This window comes from Bradyrhizobium sp. USDA 4452 (genome assembly GCF_054063575.1).
Map to the genome: position 1 here is coordinate 7,442,515 of NZ_JBSSGK010000001.1, position 16,843 is coordinate 7,459,357.

Genomic DNA, 16,843 nt, shown 5'->3' on the forward strand with positions numbered 1-16,843 from the left:
GATGCGAATGAAATGCTTGCGATTAATACTTTCTTAATCATCGTTAACAGCTTTGCGCCATAAGGCCTTATCGGTACTCGAAATTCCCGCCGCAGAGGGCCGATTGTGTCCGGAAATTGTCCAGAATCGGGCGGTTTTGCCGATCATCCCGACAACAATTCGTTAACCAGTTTCGTGATTGGCTGGCCAACGGTCCGCCGGTGAAGGCCCGGCAGAGACGACAGGGACAGGCCATGCCGCTTCATCTCGAACGGGTTGAATGGACCCAATCGCCGCCGCTCGCGCCGGGCGCCGGTCCGATCGACGTCGAGCACCTCAGGCGGATGACGCTGGGCGATCCGGGGCTGGAGCGCGAAGTGCTGGCGATGTTCTCGAGCCAGTCGGCCCGGATCCTTGGCGAGCTGGCTGCCTTGCCGCCCGAGGCCGCGACCCATGCCCACACCCTGAAAGGCTCGGCGCGGGCGATTGGCGCCTTCGGCGTCGCCGAGGCGGCCGCCAACCTGGAAACCGCGCTGACCGCCGGTTCCGACCCGGCCCAGCCGCTCGCCGCGCTGGGGGCCGCGATTGCCGAGGCGCGCACGGCGATCGAGCTGATTCTGGGTCGCTCCTAGGCTTTCCCGCATCGCAACGGCTTGCGCCAACGGCGGGCGCCGTCCCGGCCGGCTGGCAGGTTTTCGGTCTCCGCGCTAGCGCTGTGCAGATCGACCCGTTATACGACTGCCCGGGACCTTTCCAACCATCGTCCGGCGCATTCCGGCAGCACGAGCAATCATGGCCAAAATCCACTTTATCGACCATTCCGGAGAGAAACGCTCCATTGATATCGAGAACGGCGCGACGGTGATGGAAGGCGCGATCCGCAACGCCATTCCCGGCATTGAAGCCGAATGCGGTGGCGCCTGCGCCTGTGCGACCTGCCATGTCTATGTCGACGACGCGTGGCGCGAGAAGGTCGGCGCACCGTCGCCGATGGAAGAGGATATGCTGGATTTCGGCTTCGACGTGCGTCCGAACTCGCGGCTGTCCTGCCAGATCAAGGTGACCGACGATCTCGACGGGCTGGTCGTGTCGACGCCGGAGCGGCAAGCTTAAGATCGCTTATTCGCCGTTTGGGTTCACACCGCGACGGACCCAGCGGCGGAAGTTCTGCTTGACCTCCGCCGGCAATGGCGTCGGTCGGCGCGTGGCCTCATCGATCATCACGGTGATCGCTTTCGCCGATGCCACGCATCTCCCTTCCGAAAATACCACCTGATCGAACGTGGCCGACGTCCGTCCGAACTTGACCAGACCGAGCCCGAGCTCGATCTGGCCCGGCCAGTGCAACTCGGCGCGGAAATGGATGTCGAGCCGCACCATGATCCAGCCGAGCCCAGCCGGCATCAGCCCCATGCTGCGGTCTTTCACCAGCGTGACGCGGCCGGTCTCGAAATATGTTGCATACACCGCGTTGTTGACGTGCCCGTTCGGGTCGAGATCGGCAAAGCGCACATTGTCGGACAGGCGATAAGGGAAATCTTCCAGGCGCGGCGCGTCATCCGCGCGGATAGGGGCGTTCACGAGATTTGATCTCCGTCAGTTTCCGTCCATACAGCCGAGTTATGAAGGCTCGGCAAGGGGTTGCCGCGCCAGCGTCTACCCCTATTATGCATGTCCCGATCCGATACCTCCTGGCTGGACAGGCAACGGCCGCCCCGGTCGATTTCAATGGAAAAGAAGCGGACATGAGCGAAGCGATCAAGACCGATGTGCTGATTATTGGCGCGGGCCCCTGCGGACTGTTCGCCGTGTTCGAACTGGGCCTGCTCGACATGAAGGTGCATCTGGTCGACATCCTCGACAAGATCGGCGGGCAGTGCGCCGAGCTCTATCCCGAGAAGCCGATCTACGACATTCCCGGCATTCCCTTCGTCACCGGCCAGGGCCTCACCGACCAGCTGATGGAGCAGATCAAGCCGTTCAATCCGACCTTCCATCTCAACGAGATGGTGGAGAGCATCGAGAAGATCGGCGATCCCTTGTTCCGCGTGAAGACCGATGCCGGCAAGGAGTTCGAGTGCAAGGTCGTGGTGATCTCCGCGGGCGGCGGCTCGTTCCAGCCGAAGCGTCCACCGGTGCCGGGCATCGAGGCCTATGAAGGCACGTCGGTGTTCTATGCGGTGCGCAAGATGGAGCAGTTCCGCGACAAGAACATCCTGATCGTCGGCGGCGGCGACTCCGCGCTCGACTGGACGCTCAATCTGCATCCGATCGCCAAGCGCATCACGCTGCTGCATCGACGCGACGATTTCCGCGCGGCGCCGCACAGCGTCGAGCAGATGCGCGCGCTGGTTTCGGGCGGCAAGATGGATCTCAAGATCGGCCAGGTCACCGAGCTGGAAGGTGCGGGCGGCCAGGTTTCCGGCGCTCACGTCAAAGGCAACGACAATGCGATGAGCAAGGTCGACTGCGATACGATCCTGCCGTTCTTCGGGCTCACCATGAAGCTCGGTCCGGTGGCGAACTGGGGCGTCGCGCTGGAGAACAATCTGGTGCCGGTCGACACCGCAGCATTCGAGACCAACATTTCAGGCATCTTCGCGATCGGCGACATTAACACCTATCCGGGCAAGCTGAAGCTCATTCTCTCCGGCTTCCACGAGGGCGCGCTGATGGCGCAGAAGGCGCACCGCTACGTGTATCCCGACAAGCGGCTGGTGTTCCAGTACACAACCTCGTCATCCAGTTTGCAGAAGAAGCTTGGAGTGAACTGATTCCACTCCAACAGCGACCAATGCCAGGGGCATGGGCCATTGCCCGTGCGGCGCGGGTACTGGAACACTCCGCGAAATGGCCGTAGTCTGCTCGTAATCGAGTTTGTCGATTGATCAGGTGATGATGATGCGGAACACGCTATCCAGACTTCGGCTGATCTTGGCGGTCGCCACGGCCTTTGCGCTAGCTGCTCCGCTTGCAGCTTCGGCGGCCGAGCTATCGGCGGCCGGCCTCTGGCAGAAGGTCGAGGACGGCAAGCCGGAAGGCTGGTTCCTGGTGATCGAGCGCAACGGCCTGTTCGAAGGCATGATTGCAAAGATGTTCTCGGCGCCCGGCGATCCGCCCAATCCGGTCTGCTCGAAATGCACCGACGATCGCAAGGACATGCCATGGCTTGGCATTCCCCTGATCCGCGACATGAAGCGCAATGGGCTGGCCTATGAAGGCGGCAACGTGCTCGATCCGCGCAACGGCAAGGTCTACAAGGCCAAGATGACGCTGAGCGCCGATGGACAGACGCTCACCATGCGCGGCTATCTCGGCATCTCGCTGTTCGGCAAGGACGAGGTCTGGACCCGGCTGCCGGACACGGCGCTGGCGCAGCTCGATCCCGCAATCGTCGCCAAATATCTGCCATCGCAAGCCGCCGCGATGAAGCCGCTGCCACCGGCGCCCTTGCCGGCGACGAAGCGGCACTGAAGCGGCACCAAAAAGCTCTCACGCTCCGATTGGGATCACGTTCGCTCGCGGCCGCAAGCGTGCGGTTGCGCGTGGAGCATTCAGCGTCGCTCCGGTGCGGTCGGCAATGGCGCGACCGGCTCGGAGATCACCTCGGGCACGGTGGTATTCAATCGCAGCACGGTAGCGGCTGCGGGCACCGCGGCGTCGGCCATCGCCGCATGACCTTCCGCGCTCGGATGCACCGCGCCGCCATACACCGCCGACAGGATGCCCCATGTCGCGTCGTGGATGTCGGTCGGCTGCATCGAGGACGGCAGGCCCTGCGGGTAGGTCATCGCCGCGAAATAGCTGTCATTGGCGTCGCGGATCCAGCGTGCGCGCGGCAGGTAGGCACGGTACTCGCCGGCGCTGCGGCCGCATTTGAGCGGCTGGCTTGCCGCGGCGACGATGTCCGAGACGAAGCTGTCGCCGTTGGCGGCGAAGCAGTCGCGGTCGAAATCCGGATCGGTCGAGGCGCGCGCGCAGAAGCCGTGGCTTGCAAACGCATCCTGGTGCGCATCGACGAATGTCATGCGGTCGGCCTGCGGATTGCGGCAGATGATGCCGGACTGGCACTGCGCGATCGCCTTGAGCTGCGGCAGGAACTCGTTCTGCACGAAGCCCGAGACCGCCGCGAGCCGCTTCGGATCGGCGTTGAACGAGGGATGGATCTCGAAGCCGGCGCGGCCGCCGGGGCAGGGCGCGCCGCCATTGGCCAGCGCCGGATTGGCGTAGGCCGTGTAGATCACGTGCGAGAGGTCGCCACCGACCAACGGCTTCAGCGCATCGCGCAGCTTGGCGAAATCGGCCGGCAGGTCGCGCGCCAAAGCCGAGCGGGCATCGTCGACGCTGGCCATCGAGCCGCCCTTGAACAGCGTACGTTCCGTCGGCGTGTCGACGATCACGTTGGCGACGAGGCCGGAGAAATAGATGTCGTTGGCGCCGATCGACAGCAGCACGAGGTCGAGCGTGCGGTCCGGCTGGCGGCGCTTGGCGGCTGCCATTGCCGTGCGCAGCTCCGCGATCTGGCCGTTGACGGTGCCCGAGCAGGTGCTGGCGGTCTTCGTCGGCAGGCATTCCCGCGCCTGCTGCGAGCCGAGCAGGCCGTCGGCGATGGTGGCGCCGGTGCAGGCCAGCGGCAGATAGGTCACCGCGATGTGCGGATATTGCACGGCGAGCGCAAGCGCGGTGCGGGTCTGGTAGCTGTACAGCGAACGATGACAGGCCGAGTTGAGCCACAGCGCGCTCTGGCGCTGCCAGTTGGTCAGGGTGTCGGGCGCTTCGCAGGCGCGGCCGCCTTTGAAGCCGGCACGGCTCGGCCGATAATATTGCGCTCCGCCGAGATAGGAGCGGAAGCAGAACCCTTCGTCGGAGAGCGCGATCGCGCGATCGGGATTGCCTTCGCCGGATGCGATGCTGTCGCCGAGGCCGGCGATCAGCAAGTCGCGCACCGCGATCTGGGTGGTCACGCGCTGGTTGGCATCCGCACCGCTGGCGATGTCGACGGTCGCGACCGTGGTGCGGCCGTAGCGGACGCGCAGATTGACCGGCTCGGCGCAATCGAATGTCGAGGATTGCGGCCCGTCGCCATCGTCGAACGACCAGGCGCAGGTCGCGCCGACCGGAACCGGACCCGTCAGCCGCACGACGATCGGGTGATCGATCGGCGTCAGATAGCTTTCCTTGACGTTGTCGCGCGTGCAGGGCTCGTTGACGCGGCCCTGCAGGTCGATGCACAGCCGGTTGACCGTGTTGCGCGCCCAGCCGCGGCCGTCGCTTTGCAGTTCCAGCGCCTGTTCCGAGGCCAACACGCTGCGGCCGAGCCCGCTTTCGACGTGCAGGCGGAAGTCGCGTTCCTCACGGAACAACCGGAAGCGGTTGCGGACCTCCCAGGAGATCGAGAGCTGGTCATCCTGCGCGTCCGCGGCTGAAGCCAATACCGCCGCGAGCGCGCTGCCGAGCAGCATGCTGCAAACCGTGACACGAAACGAAAATCGAACCAAAAAGCCAATCATGGCGCGGTTTGACGCGAGTGGTACGGCGAAAATAAGAGAAGCGGCTGCAGAGACCCAAATCCGGGATCGAAACCGCGACTCGAGGCAGGGACCTTGGGGCCGATAACGTCGCTGTTACCGTCTCAGCCGCCTGATCTGCTGCTGCCGGCTTTCGATCGGTTGCCGCACGGTCGCCGAAGCCGTGCAGGCTTGGCTCAATCGCTTTCTTTCCTGCCAGGGCCGCACCACGTTGAGCCACAGCTCGCGCATGCCCATGATCGAGATCGAGATCCCGAACGGGATCAGGAAATAGAGGATACGGAACACGACCAGCGTCGCCAGCAATTGCTCCTTGCTGAACTCCGGCAGCGCCACCAGCATCGCAGCGTCGAACACGCCGATCGAGCCGGGGGCGTGGCTCGCAAAGCCGAGCAGCGTCGCCAGGATGAACACCACCGCCAGCGAGACGAAGTCGATATGCGGCTCGGTCGGCATCAAGAGATACATCGCGAGCGCGCAGAAGCCGAGATCGACCACGCCGATGATGATCTGCAGCAGCGTCAGCTTGGCCGAGGGCAGCACCACCTTCCAGCCGTTCTGGCCGAGCTCGCGGCGCTTCTCGCCGGTCAGGAGCCAGACGAAATAGGTGCCGATGCCGGCAAGGCAGCCGAGCGCGATCAGCCGGTTCATCGCCGGCGGCAGCAGGTCCATCGCCGATGCCGCCGCGGGGTGCCAGGCCATGCCGAAGCCGAGCACGAACAGATTGCCGAGCCAGAAGGTCAGGCCCGAGAGGAAGCAGATCTTGGCGACGTCGATCGCCGAAAGCCCGTAGTCGGAATAGATCCGGAAGCGGATCGCACCGCCGGTAAAAACGGTGGCGCCGATATTGTGGCCGATCGTGTAGCTGGTGAAGCTCGACAGCGCTGCGATGCGGTAGGGGACGTGGGTCTTGCCGATCGTGCGTAGCGCGAAGAAGTCATAGAAGGTCAGCGTGCAGAATGCTCCGACCACGCAGAGCGCCGCCAGCGCGATCCGGTGCGGCGCGATGTCGGTCAGTGCGGTGAGGATGATACCGGTGTCGACGCCCTTCAGGGTGTGGACCAGCGTCGTGAGCGCGAACACGATGATGAGCACGCTCGCAGCGATCCCGAGCCGTTTCCAGCCGATCTTTTCCTTGAAGCCACGCCCAAGCGTGGTCAGCAGCCGAAGCATTCATCCTCCCGGCAGGGACAATTTCAGTGGGACCCGGTCACGGACGGCGACGGGTGACGGGCAAACGCACCGTACGCGATGACCCATAAGGCAAAACCGATGCGTTGTGCAGCCCTTGACAAGCCAACCTTCGGCCCCCGTCCAGCGTTGTTGTCATACTGGCTACATATGTTCTCGTTCTTCGGAATGTGAGTCGCAGCCATGTCGTCGGCCGCGACGGCAGCACTGCATGTTCCGCCGCCTTTCAGTCGTTCCTGACGATTTCGTAGGCTTTTTTTGCCGATTTTGCCGCCGTCGCAGCGCCACTGCGGGGCCGTCGGAGCGGAGCGAATAGACGCTATGCATCAGCGTGGGGGAGGTCCGGGCCGGCTGCGGCGTTTACCAAGGCGTGAAGTCGATGTGCGCATCAGCGTGATCGGGCTGTGGACCGCTGTTCGGGCCGGAATGAGGCACCCGGAGGGCGGTCCGTAGGTCTATTGAGGCAAAACGCCGCGCAACATCGCTGCGGCCGCGCGGTCCGGACGCCACGAGGATGCCACACTTCGACCGATGGCGAAATATCCTTGAGCAACGAAGGCCTATCTCTCGGATTGGTTGCCGAGAAGCGAGGTCACGACCATGCAACAGACATCCCTGAACCTCCGGCGCATGCCGGACCCGCGCGCGAGGTCGCATCAGCCGTCGACCGGGCTCGCGGCGACGTTGACGCTCGCCGCGATGAGTCTCGGTTACGGCGTCGTGCAACTCGACGTCACCATCGTCAACACCGCGCTCAACGCCATCGGCGGCTCGCTCGGCGGCGGCGTCGCCGAGCTGCAATGGGTGGTGAGCGCCTACACCATCGCCTTTGCCGCCTTCATCCTGACCGCGGGCGCGCTCGGCGACCGGATCGGCGCCAAGCGCGTTTTCATGGCCGGCTTTGCCATCTTCACCGCGGCGTCGGTTGCGTGCGCGATCGCGCCTGATGCCGTGACGCTGATCGCCGCGCGCTGCGTGCAGGGGCTGGCCGCGGCCATCCTGGTGCCGAACTCGCTCGCGCTGCTGCGCCACGCCTATGCGGACGAGAAGGCGCGGGGACGCGCGGTCGGCGTCTGGGCCGCAGGCGCGAGCCTTGCGCTGACCGCCGGCCCGTTCGTCGGCGGCGGACTGATCACGCTGGTCGGCTGGCGCGCGATCTTCCTAGTCAATCTGCCGATCGGCCTCGCCGGCCTCTGGCTCGCCTGGCGCTTTGCCGGCGAAACCACGCGCCATCAGCAGCATCGGCTCGATCTGCCGGGACAGATTGCGGCGATCGCCGCGCTCGGCACGCTGGCCGGCGCGCTCATCGAGGGCGGCGCGCTCGGCTGGAGCAGCCCGTTGGTGGTCGCAGGCTTCGGCCTGGCGGCCGCCTTCTCCGTGCTGTTCGTCTGGCGTGAGGCGTGCGCCGCGCAGCCGATGCTGCCGCTCTCGCTGTTCAGCCACAGGATGTTTGCCCTGACCGCGCTGGCCGGCCTGCTGGTGAACGTTGCGTTCTACGGGTTGATCTTCGTGCTCAGCCTCTACTTCCAGCAGGTCAACGGGCTGTCGGCATTCGCCACCGGCCTCGCTTTCGTGCCGATGCTCGGCGCCGTGCTGCCCGCCAATTTGATCGCGCCGCATGTCGCCGAGCGCATCGGCGCGCCGCGGACGATCGCGCTCGGCGCCGCGATCTCGGGCGCCGGATGCGTGGCGATGCTGTTCATCGGTCCCGCCACCAGCTATCTCGCGATCTGCCTGCAACTGCTCGCGATCAGCGGCGGCCTCGGCCTGCTGGTGCCGCCGCTGACATCGACGCTGCTCGGCAGCGCCGAGCCGCAGCATGCCGGGATCGCGGCCGGGGTGCTGAATGCGACGCGGCAGACCGGCAGCGTGCTTGGTGTCGCGCTGTTCGGCTCGATGGTCGGCCGCTCCGCGGCCTTCATCGCCGGCCTGCATGCGGCGCTCGTGATCTCCGCCGGCGTATTGCTTGCCGCTGCCGTGCTGATCTGGATCGGCGCATCATCACAAGCGCGGCAATGAGCGAGGCGGTCGTTGCGCGGTCGCGGCGCGGCAACTAGGCTTGCGCCGTAGGGGACTGTCGCCGAGGGGGCTGATCGGATGCCTGCGCCAATCGACCGTCGTCTGTTGCTGCGTCGCGTCGCCATGCTCGGCGCCTCGCTGCCATTTGCCAACCTGATCGGTCCGGCCCGCGGAGCGGCGCCCGCCCTGATCGCGCGCCGGGTGTTCTTCGACAATCCCGATTACATCAATATCCGCCTCAGCCCGGACGGGACGCAGCTCTCCTGGGTCGCGCCGCTCGACGGCGTGAACAATCTCTGGGTCGCCCCGCTGTCCGATCTCAAGGCGGCGCGGCCGGTGACCCGCGTCACCGATCGCAACATCTCGGCCGAATATCGCTGGGCGCATACCAACCGCCATATGGTGTTCTTCCGCGAGCGCGACGGCGACGAGAACTGGCGTGCCGCCAGCGTCGACATCACCGACGGGAAGATCGTGCCGTTGACGCCGGAGACCGGCGTCCGAGCGTTCCTGCAGGAGGCCGATCGCAAGTTTCCCGAGGAGATGCTGCTGCGACATAACCAGCGCGACAAGCGCTATTTCGACATGTTCCGCGTCAACGTCGTGACCGGCGCCAGCGAACTCGCCTACGAGAACCACGATTATGTCGCGCTGATCACCGACAGCACATTCCAGCTGCGGCTGGCGTCGCGCCTGATCGCCGACGGCTCCGCCGAGGTGTTCGAGCGCCATCCGGACGGCAACTGGGTGCCGTTCATGACGGTGCCGATCGCCGAGACCGATACGACCCAGCTGCTGGATTTCAGCGAGGACGGCAAGACGCTGTACCTGATCGACTCGCGCGGCCGCGACAAGGCGGCGTTGTTCGCCCTCGACATGGCGACGCGCCAGACCACGCTGCTTGCTGCCGATGACGATGCCGACATCGTGCGGGCGATCTTCGACGAGCATCGCCGGCCGTTGGCGGCGCTGGCGATCTCGGACCGGATGCGCTGGCACGCCGTCGATCAAAGCGTCGCCAACGACCTCGCCGATCTCGGCCGCTACGGCGCCGGCGACATCAGTTTCGTCAGCAACAGCGACGATCTTCGGCTCGGCACGGTCCATTTCGAGCGCGACACCGAGAGCGGTGAATTCGCGCTGCTCGACCGCAAGACGCGCGAGGTGCGCAAGCTGTTCACCCAGCGTCGTGCGCTCGATGGTCTCGCGTTGCGCAAGCTCGAGCCGGTCGTGATCCCCGCGCGCGATGGCCTGCGCCTCAACGGCTATTTGACCCGGCCGGTCGAAGCCGCGTCCGGGGTGGTGCCGCTGGTGCTGGTGATCCATGGCGGGCCGTATTACCGCGACACCTGGGGGTTCAGCCCGGTCCATCAATGGCTCGCCAACCGCGGCTATGCGGTGCTTGCCGTCAACTACCGGGGTTCGACCGGTTTCGGCAAAGCCTTCGTCACGGCTGCCGACCACGAATGGGGCGGCAAGATGCACGACGACCTGATCGATGCGGTCGATTGGGCGATCGCGCAAGGCGTCGCCGATCCGAAGCGCGTCGGCTTCTTCGGCGGCAGCTATGGCGGCTATTCGGCGCTGGTCGCCGCGACCAGGACGCCCGATGTCTTCGCCTGCATCGTCGACCTGTTCGGCATCTCCAATCTCGTCACCTTCATGGCGACGATCCCGCCCTATTGGGGTCCGTGGATCAGCGTCTGGAAAAACCGGCTCGGCGATCCCGGCACCGAGGCCGGGCGCGCGTTCCTGGTCGAACGTTCGCCGCTGACCCATATCGAGCGTGCGGTGAAACCGATCTTGATCGCGCAGGGTATGCGTGACGTCAGGGTTGTGGCGGCCGAGTCCGAGCAGATGGTCAACGCGCTCAAGCAGCGTGGCGTGCCCGTGACGTACATCACATTCGCTGACGAGGGGCACGGTTTTGTGCGGCCGGAAAATCGGCTCGCCTTCTACGGCGTCACCGAAGCATTCCTCGCCAAACATCTCGGCGGCGGTTGCCAGCCGATCGGAAACGATTTCTCCGGCTCCTCGCTCGAGGTCGAGACCGGGGCCGAGCTGGTGCCCGGGTTACGCGGCTGAGACGAACTGCATCGGCGGATTGCCGTTGTTCCTGATTGTCTCGCGTGCGTTCAAGGCTTTTTCACCATGCGTGGACCCTTGCTGCGGTGCGGTTACCGTTCGTACACGAATGCACCTGTTCTTATAGGTCCATAAATGGGGCCTATAATGTATCGCGTTCTCACCTGTCTCACCCTGGAACATGACTGGCGGTTGGTCGTCCTCGGTGGGGTGATCTGTCTGCTCGCCAGCGCCGTCGCGATCAGCCTGTTTCACCGCGCCCGCGCGGCAGAGGGACGATCCCGCGAGGTCTGGATCGGTCTCGATGCAGCGGTCGGCGGTTGCGGCATCTGGGCCACCCATTTCGTCGCCATGCTGGCGTACGATCCCGGCATCGAGGCCGGATACAACATACCGATCACGCTGCTGTCGCTGGTGCTCGCGGTTGCGATCCTGGCCGTCGGCCTCGCGGTCGCAACGCTCAACGAACGCTGGCGGACGGTCGCGGCCGGTGGCGCGATCGTCGGCGCCGGTGTCGCGGCGATGCATTACACCGGCATGCTCGGACTGGAACTGCCTGCGCGCATCGTCTGGTCGCCTGGCATCGTCGCGGCGTCGATCGTATTCGGCAGCCTGTTCGGCGCGCTCGCGCTCATCGTTGCCGCGCGCGGCGAACGGTTCGGTCTTACGGCTGCCGCGACCGGCCTTCTGACCATCGCGATCGTCTCGCATCACTTCACCGCGATGGGCGCGGTGACGCTCGTTCCGGATCCGACCATCGTTCCCGACGGACTTACGGTCTCGCCGCGCGTGCTGTCGTTCATGACCGCGGTTGCGGCCTTCGCGATCCTCGGCCTGTCGCTGGTCGCCTCGATCCTAGATCGCCGCGCCAAGACCGAGCTGCACAAGCAGAAGGTGGTGCTGGATACCGCGCTCGAGAACATGTCGCAGGGACTGTGCATGTTCGATGCCGATGGCCGCATCATGCTGTTCAACGAACGCTACAGCGAGATCATGGGGCGCAACCGCGTCCCGCTGCAGGGACGCCTGTTGATCGACGTGCTGCAGGACCTGCATTCGGTCGGTGAGTGGGACGGCGATCCCGAGGAATTCTGCAACGCGCTCATCGCCGAGGCAAGGGCCGGCCACAGCGCGACGCGGATCGTCAGCCGCAACGAACGCGCGATTCGAGTCGTCGATCAGCCGATGAAGGGTGGCGGCTGGGTCGCGACCTTCGAAGACATCACCGAATGGCAGCAGGCCCAGGAACAGATTTCACACATGGCGCGGCATGACGCGCTGACCAATCTGCCGAACCGGACGCTGTTCCGCGAGCAGCTCGAGAAGGCTTCGAGACTGGCCAAGCGCTCCGACCAGCTGGCGGTGCTCTGCCTCGATCTCGATCATTTCAAGGAGATCAACGACACGCTCGGACATCCGATCGGCGATGCGCTGTTGCGCGAGGTTGCGCGGCGGCTCGGCGAATGCGTGACCGAGCACGACACCGTGGCGCGGCTCGGCGGCGACGAATTCGCCATCGTGCAGTTCTGCAGCAATTGCGAGCCGTCCGTGGTGTCGTCGCTGGCAAGCGCGGTGGTCGAGCGGATCGCCGCACCCTATGAGATCGGGGGCCATCAGCTCGTGATCGGCGTCAGCATCGGCATCTCGCTCGCGCCCGAGGACGGCAAGGATCCCGACGAGCTGCTGCAAAAGGCGGATCTGGCGCTGTACCGCGCCAAGGCCGACGGCCGCGGCACCTATCGGTTCTTCGAGACCGGGATGGATGCGCGCGCGCAGGCGCGTCGCCTGCTCGAGCGTGACCTGCGGCTCGCGCTCCAGCGCGACGAGTTCGAGGTCTATTATCAACCGATCCGCGATGTCGTGGGCGATCGGGTCGTCGCTTTCGAGGCGCTGGTGCGCTGGAATCATTCGCTGCGCGGGCTGATCGCACCGAACAATTTCATCCCGGTCGCCGAGGAGACCGGGCTGATCGTTCCGCTGGGCGAGATCGTGCTGCGCAAGGCCTGCGCGGAGGCGGTGAGATGGCCCGCGGACATCGCGGTCGCCGTCAACCTGTCTCCGGTGCAGTTCAAGAACCCTAGTCTGTTGTCGTCGGTGAAGGCGGCGCTGGCGGCGTCCGGCCTGTCGCCGGATCGGCTCGAGCTCGAGATCACCGAATCGGTGCTGCTGCAGAACAGCGAGGCGACGCTCGCGGTGCTGCACGAGCTGCGTGGCTTCGGGGTCCGCATCTCGCTGGACGATTTCGGCACCGGCTATTCCTCGTTGAGCTATCTGCGCAGCTTCCCGTTCGACAAGATCAAGATCGACCGTTCCTTCGTGACGGACCTTGCGACGCGCGAGGACTCGATGGCGATCGTGCGCGCCGTCACCGGTCTCGGCAAGAGCCTCGGCATCGTCACCACCGCCGAGGGGGTCGAGACCGATACCCAGTTCGACCTGCTGCGCCAGGAAGGCTGCACGCAGGCGCAGGGCTACCTGTTCAGCCCGCCGCGGCCAGCGGCTGAGGTCGCCAAGATGTTGCACCGGGTGCCCGAGCGCTCGGTCGCCTGATCTGGAAGAGGGGCGCGGCGCTCAGCTCTTGCGCAGGGCAAAATAGGCGCCGCAGAACGCCATCACCGCGCCGAGGCATAGCGCGGCGAGGCCGGCGAGCACGGCGGAAATGGTCGAGACCGCGCTCGGCGCCGACGCGGCCTGGCCGGCGCCGGCCAGCATCAGCACGCCGACGACGATCAGGAACTGCCGCATCCGCTGCGGGATCTGGCCGGCCACCGCGCTGTGCATCAGATTGGCGGTGAAGTAGCCGCCCGAAAATCCGACGCTTGCGATCAGCCACCAGGCGATCGCCGCGCCTGCCGGCATGAACTCGTGGCTATCGGAGCGCCACAGGCCGCCGAGATCGAGCCCGTAGCGCGCGCCGAGCATGTGCACGGCAAGCGCCAGCAGCACGCCGGATATCATCGCGCCGCCGAGGATGAGGTAACGCGGAAAATAGGTCGTCTCGGGCATGGCTCGCTTGTAGGATAGGCGTGACATCCCATGCAAGCGCGCGGATGTGTCGGAACAGGTGGGACGGCGGATTGCCAACAACGTTGCAGGACCGGTCTGACGCAGGTGAGGGCCCGCCGGTGCGCTATGCCTACAAGGCCTCATTGGTCGGCTCGGCGCACCAGTTCGAGCTGACCGGGGAGGGGCTGTCGTGGCGGATCGCCGGCAGGTCGGGCGTGTGGGAATACGCCGACATCTCCGGCGTGAAATTGTCCTACCGTCCGGTCTCCATGCAGCAGCAGCGGTTTCGCGCCGACATCGACAACGCCAAGGGCGGCCGGATCGCGATCCTGTCGACCACCTGGCAGACCGCGACGCTGGTCGCGCCGCAAGGGCATCTCTACCGCGACTTCATCGTCGAACTGCATCGCCGCATGCAGGCGGCGGGCAGTACGGCTCGGCTGGTCGGAGGCCTCGGGCCGAAGACATATACTGCCGCGCTGGCGCTGCTGGCGTGGCTTGCGGTGGCAATGACCGGATTGCTGGTGATGGCGCTGCTGGCTGCGAACTGGATGGGCGCGCTGTTCCTGGTCGGCTTCGCCGCGCTGTTCGCCTGGCAGGTCGGCGGCTTCGTCGGCCGCAACCGGCCGCGGCGCTACGGCTTCGATCAATTGCCCGATGCGCTGTTGCCGAAGGAGAGTCGCAATCAGTGAAGCGGCCGCTCTCGCGGTCGGACTGTAAGGGGGCTGTAAGCCACGCGCTGTAAAGTCAGCAGCAGATTTGCTTTCAGCTGGGAGTGTCAGATGACAATCCGGACCCCCATCCTGGCTTTATGCCTTGTGCTCTTGAGCATCCCACCGGCGCTTTCCAAAGGCGGCAGCGTAGGCAACAAGCATGATCCGCTTGATCCCAGTCACGTCGATGCTTTGCCGCTCGATGTGCGGCAATATGTTGCTGGAATTTGCAAGGGCCGGCCTGTCGCGCAGCACGACTTTGCGACCTACTCACCGCAGGAAAAGCGCTGGCGGATCAACCTCGAATATCTGCAGTGCGGCGTGATCGGGGAATATCGCAGGGGCAACCAGTGCCTCGATGTCGACTTCGTCGCCGACGGCGCGCATTTTCGTCTGGTGAGAAAGACGTATGCAGCCTGTGGCTTTTGATGTCCTGATGCTGCGACGTCACTCCGTCGAATCAAAATCCTCTTCGGTCGCGCTCAGCATTCCCGCCAAGGTCCGCAGGCCGATGTCGAGCTGCTCCATCGGCGGCGCGGCGAGCGCGAGCCGCACCGCATTGGGCGCGTGTCCCGGCGTTGCGGCGAAGGTGGTCGATGGCGTCAGCGCGATGTCGCGGCGCGCCGCGGCCGCGACCAGGGTCTGCGAGCGCCAGTGCGGCGGCAAGGTCAGCCACAGATGATAGGATTTCGGGTTGGTCTGGATCTCGAAACTGGCCAGATGCTTGGCCGCGATCTGCTGGCGGCGGCCGGCGTCGATCCGTTTCAGCCGTGACAGTTCGGCCGCGGTGCCGTCGGCCATCAGCCGCTGCCCTGCGGCGAAGGCGTAGCCCGACGCGGTCCAGCCGCCCGAGCGCACTGCGGCCATGACGTTTTCGCGCAGCCGCGGCGGCGGGACGATGAAGCCGAGTGCGAGGCCGGGCGCGACCTTCTTCGACAGGCTGTCGAGCACGATGCAGCTGTCCGGCGCGAGCGCGGCCAGCGGCACCTCGTCGTCGAGGAATCCATAGACGCCATCCTCGATGACGATGAGGCCGAGCTTCTCCACCACGCGCAACAGCTCGGCGCGCCGCTCGACCGGCATCGTGATGCTGAGCGGGTTCTGGATCGTGGGCTGGACGTAGATCGCGGACAGATGCGCCTCGCGGTGGGCCTTCTGCACCGCGTCGGGACGCACGCCGTGCTCGTCCATCGCAAGCGGCACCAGCGCGATGCCGAGCCGTGCGGCAATGCCCTTCACGAACGGATAGGTCAGCGCCTCGACGCCGCAGCGTCCGCCGGGCGGCACCACGGCGGCTAGCGCGGCGGCGATGCATTGCCGGCCGTTGGCGGTGAATACGATCTGGTCGGGATTCGGAGTCCAGCTCTTGCGCGCCAGGAATTCCGCGGAGATCGTGCGCGCCGCCCGCGTGCCGAAACTGGTCGCCGGCCGCAGCGCGCCCTCGAGCACCTCGGGCCGCTCCAGCCCTTCCAGGCTCTTGGCGATCATCGTCGCCTGATGCGGCAGCAGCGGATAGTTGAATTCGAGATCGATGCGGGCGCCACGCGGTTCGGGCGGGGCGACGTTGCCGCGGCGCGCCTCGCCGGACACGAAGGTGCCGCGGCCGACTTCACCGACCACGAGCCCGCGCCGGAGCAACTCGGTGTAGACCCGGCTCGCGGTCGAGACTGCGATGTTGCGGTCATAGGCGAAATGGCGTTGCGGCGGCAGGCGGTCGCCCGCCTTCAGCGCGCCGCTGGCGATCTCGGCGGCCACCGCATCCGCCAGCTTCAGATATTCGAATCTCGACATTATTGCACCGAGAGCAATGTTTTACTTGCTCCGAGCAATGTACCGGATCATTTAAGGGGGAACAAGCCCATGATTGTACCGAGGAGTGCGCAGGCAATCCGAGGTCTGACGGCCCAGGTGCTGAAACCGCATTTGTGTCAACGGCATAGCTTTGCCGTTTGGGCCTCGAAGGAGATGACAATGACGACGATATCCTCAGCCGCTGCAGCGCCCGTGCGGTCCAGCACGTTGGTCGGATTGCTCCGATTGCTCCGGGTGTTGGGCGATGCACTCGCGACCTATTGGGTGCGCCGGGAGGCGATCAAGACGCTGCGCCAGCTCGACGACCGGACGCTGCGCGATATCGGAATCTCGCGCTGCCAGATCGAGCCGGCCGTCGCCGGCGAACTCGACATTGACCTGGTGCGGATTCGCTAAACAGCAGCGTGATGCGCCGGAGCGAGACGGGTTCAGGATTGGCTCTGTCCTGCGCTGGCGAAACAGACGGCGCATCCGATCGGAGTGCCGGCCTCGCGTGATCGGAGCGATCGC

General features: G+C 65.5%; 15 protein-coding genes. 10 read left to right on the plus strand and 5 right to left on the minus strand.

The features are described from left to right. The first annotated feature begins 233 nt into the window (after positions 1-233). Both ACVISU_RS34935 and ACVISU_RS34940 read left to right on the plus strand, forming a co-directional pair. Positions 234-611, plus strand: coding sequence for an Hpt domain-containing protein (locus ACVISU_RS34935; protein WP_456709975.1), 378 nt, complete (start codon positions 234-236; stop codon positions 609-611). Between the two features lie 160 nt (positions 612-771). After that, entirely contained in the window at positions 772-1,092 is a 321-nt protein-coding gene (locus ACVISU_RS34940) for a 2Fe-2S iron-sulfur cluster-binding protein (RefSeq protein WP_092115454.1), read from the plus strand. Positions 1,093-1,098: 6 nt separating this feature from the next. Here the strand turns inward: ACVISU_RS34940 and ACVISU_RS34945 are convergent, their stop codons facing one another. Then, positions 1,099-1,560, minus strand: a complete 462-nt coding sequence (locus tag ACVISU_RS34945; protein WP_456709976.1) for an acyl-CoA thioesterase — start codon at positions 1,558-1,560, stop codon at positions 1,099-1,101. Between the two features lie 164 nt (positions 1,561-1,724). Here ACVISU_RS34945 and ACVISU_RS34950 point away from each other — a divergent pair, with 164 nt between their 5' ends. Together ACVISU_RS34950 and ACVISU_RS34955 are read left to right on the plus strand one after the other, a co-directional pair. After that, on the plus strand, positions 1,725-2,753 hold the full coding sequence (locus tag ACVISU_RS34950; protein WP_050403661.1) for an NAD(P)/FAD-dependent oxidoreductase: 1,029 nt from the start codon (positions 1,725-1,727) through the stop codon (positions 2,751-2,753). Between the two features lie 127 nt (positions 2,754-2,880). Next, on the plus strand, positions 2,881-3,453 hold the full coding sequence (locus ACVISU_RS34955; RefSeq protein WP_456709977.1) for a DUF2147 domain-containing protein: 573 nt from the start codon (positions 2,881-2,883) through the stop codon (positions 3,451-3,453). Positions 3,454-3,533: 80 nt separating this feature from the next. Here ACVISU_RS34955 and ACVISU_RS34960 read toward each other — a convergent pair whose 3' ends face one another. Together ACVISU_RS34960 and ACVISU_RS34965 are read right to left on the minus strand one after the other, a co-directional pair. Beyond that, entirely contained in the window at positions 3,534-5,441 is a 1,908-nt protein-coding gene (locus ACVISU_RS34960) for a hypothetical protein (protein ID WP_456709978.1), read from the minus strand. A gap of 162 nt (positions 5,442-5,603) precedes the next feature. After that, entirely contained in the window at positions 5,604-6,680 is a 1,077-nt protein-coding gene (locus ACVISU_RS34965) for a lysylphosphatidylglycerol synthase transmembrane domain-containing protein (RefSeq protein WP_050403527.1), read from the minus strand. A gap of 648 nt (positions 6,681-7,328) precedes the next feature. Here ACVISU_RS34965 and ACVISU_RS34970 point away from each other — a divergent pair. The 3 genes from ACVISU_RS34970 to ACVISU_RS34980 all read left to right on the plus strand — a co-directional run bounded on the left by ACVISU_RS34970 (position 7,329) and on the right by ACVISU_RS34980 (position 13,352). After that, complete coding sequence (locus tag ACVISU_RS34970) at positions 7,329-8,717, plus strand: MFS transporter (RefSeq protein WP_456710970.1); 1,389 nt, start codon at positions 7,329-7,331, stop codon at positions 8,715-8,717. Between the two features lie 78 nt (positions 8,718-8,795). Next, positions 8,796-10,802, plus strand: a complete 2,007-nt coding sequence (locus ACVISU_RS34975) for a S9 family peptidase (protein ID WP_456709979.1) — start codon at positions 8,796-8,798, stop codon at positions 10,800-10,802. Positions 10,803-10,949: 147 nt separating this feature from the next. Then, positions 10,950-13,352: an EAL domain-containing protein gene (locus tag ACVISU_RS34980; protein WP_456709980.1), complete on the plus strand. Its 2,403-nt coding sequence runs from the start codon at positions 10,950-10,952 to the stop codon at positions 13,350-13,352. Positions 13,353-13,373: 21 nt separating this feature from the next. Here ACVISU_RS34980 and ACVISU_RS34985 read toward each other — a convergent pair whose 3' ends face one another. Next, positions 13,374-13,808: a hypothetical protein gene (locus ACVISU_RS34985; RefSeq protein ID WP_021077998.1), complete on the minus strand. Its 435-nt coding sequence runs from the start codon at positions 13,806-13,808 to the stop codon at positions 13,374-13,376. 71 nt (positions 13,809-13,879) lie between these two features. Between ACVISU_RS34985 and ACVISU_RS34990 the strand changes: the two genes are divergently transcribed. Beyond that, positions 13,880-14,500, plus strand: coding sequence for a hypothetical protein (locus ACVISU_RS34990; protein WP_456709981.1), 621 nt, complete (start codon positions 13,880-13,882; stop codon positions 14,498-14,500). Positions 14,501-14,590: 90 nt separating this feature from the next. After that, complete coding sequence (locus ACVISU_RS34995; RefSeq protein WP_456709982.1) at positions 14,591-14,950, plus strand: hypothetical protein; 360 nt, start codon at positions 14,591-14,593, stop codon at positions 14,948-14,950. Between the two features lie 18 nt (positions 14,951-14,968). Here the strand turns inward: ACVISU_RS34995 and ACVISU_RS35000 are convergent, their stop codons facing one another. Then, complete coding sequence (locus tag ACVISU_RS35000) at positions 14,969-16,312, minus strand: aminotransferase-like domain-containing protein (RefSeq protein ID WP_456709983.1); 1,344 nt, start codon at positions 16,310-16,312, stop codon at positions 14,969-14,971. A gap of 180 nt (positions 16,313-16,492) precedes the next feature. Here ACVISU_RS35000 and ACVISU_RS35005 point away from each other — a divergent pair, with 180 nt between their 5' ends. Further along, a complete protein-coding gene (locus ACVISU_RS35005; RefSeq protein ID WP_456709984.1) occupies positions 16,493-16,729 on the plus strand; it encodes a DUF1127 domain-containing protein in 237 nt (78 codons plus the stop codon). Positions 16,730-16,843 lie beyond the last annotated feature (114 nt).

Bases quoted from the DNA above. Each gene is read 5' to 3' on its own strand.
- ACVISU_RS34935 (WP_456709975.1), top strand. From the start codon at position 234: ATGCCGCTTCATCTCGAACGGGTTGAATGGACCCAATCGCCGCCGCTC.
- ACVISU_RS34940 (WP_092115454.1), top strand. From the start codon at position 772: ATGGCCAAAATCCACTTTATCGACCATTCCGGAGAGAAACGCTCCATT.
- ACVISU_RS34950 (WP_050403661.1), top strand. From the start codon at position 1,725: ATGAGCGAAGCGATCAAGACCGATGTGCTGATTATTGGCGCGGGCCCC.
- ACVISU_RS34955 (WP_456709977.1), top strand. From the start codon at position 2,881: ATGCGGAACACGCTATCCAGACTTCGGCTGATCTTGGCGGTCGCCACG.
- ACVISU_RS34960 (WP_456709978.1), bottom strand. From the start codon at position 5,441: ATGCTGCTCGGCAGCGCGCTCGCGGCGGTATTGGCTTCAGCCGCGGAC.
- ACVISU_RS34965 (WP_050403527.1), bottom strand. From the start codon at position 6,680: ATGCTTCGGCTGCTGACCACGCTTGGGCGTGGCTTCAAGGAAAAGATC.
- ACVISU_RS34970 (WP_456710970.1), top strand. From the start codon at position 7,329: ATGCCGGACCCGCGCGCGAGGTCGCATCAGCCGTCGACCGGGCTCGCG.
- ACVISU_RS34975 (WP_456709979.1), top strand. From the start codon at position 8,796: ATGCCTGCGCCAATCGACCGTCGTCTGTTGCTGCGTCGCGTCGCCATG.
- ACVISU_RS34980 (WP_456709980.1), top strand. From the start codon at position 10,950: ATGTATCGCGTTCTCACCTGTCTCACCCTGGAACATGACTGGCGGTTG.
- ACVISU_RS34985 (WP_021077998.1), bottom strand. From the start codon at position 13,808: ATGCCCGAGACGACCTATTTTCCGCGTTACCTCATCCTCGGCGGCGCG.
- ACVISU_RS34995 (WP_456709982.1), top strand. From the start codon at position 14,591: ATGACAATCCGGACCCCCATCCTGGCTTTATGCCTTGTGCTCTTGAGC.
- ACVISU_RS35000 (WP_456709983.1), bottom strand. From the start codon at position 16,312: ATGTCGAGATTCGAATATCTGAAGCTGGCGGATGCGGTGGCCGCCGAG.
- ACVISU_RS35005 (WP_456709984.1), top strand. From the start codon at position 16,493: ATGACGACGATATCCTCAGCCGCTGCAGCGCCCGTGCGGTCCAGCACG.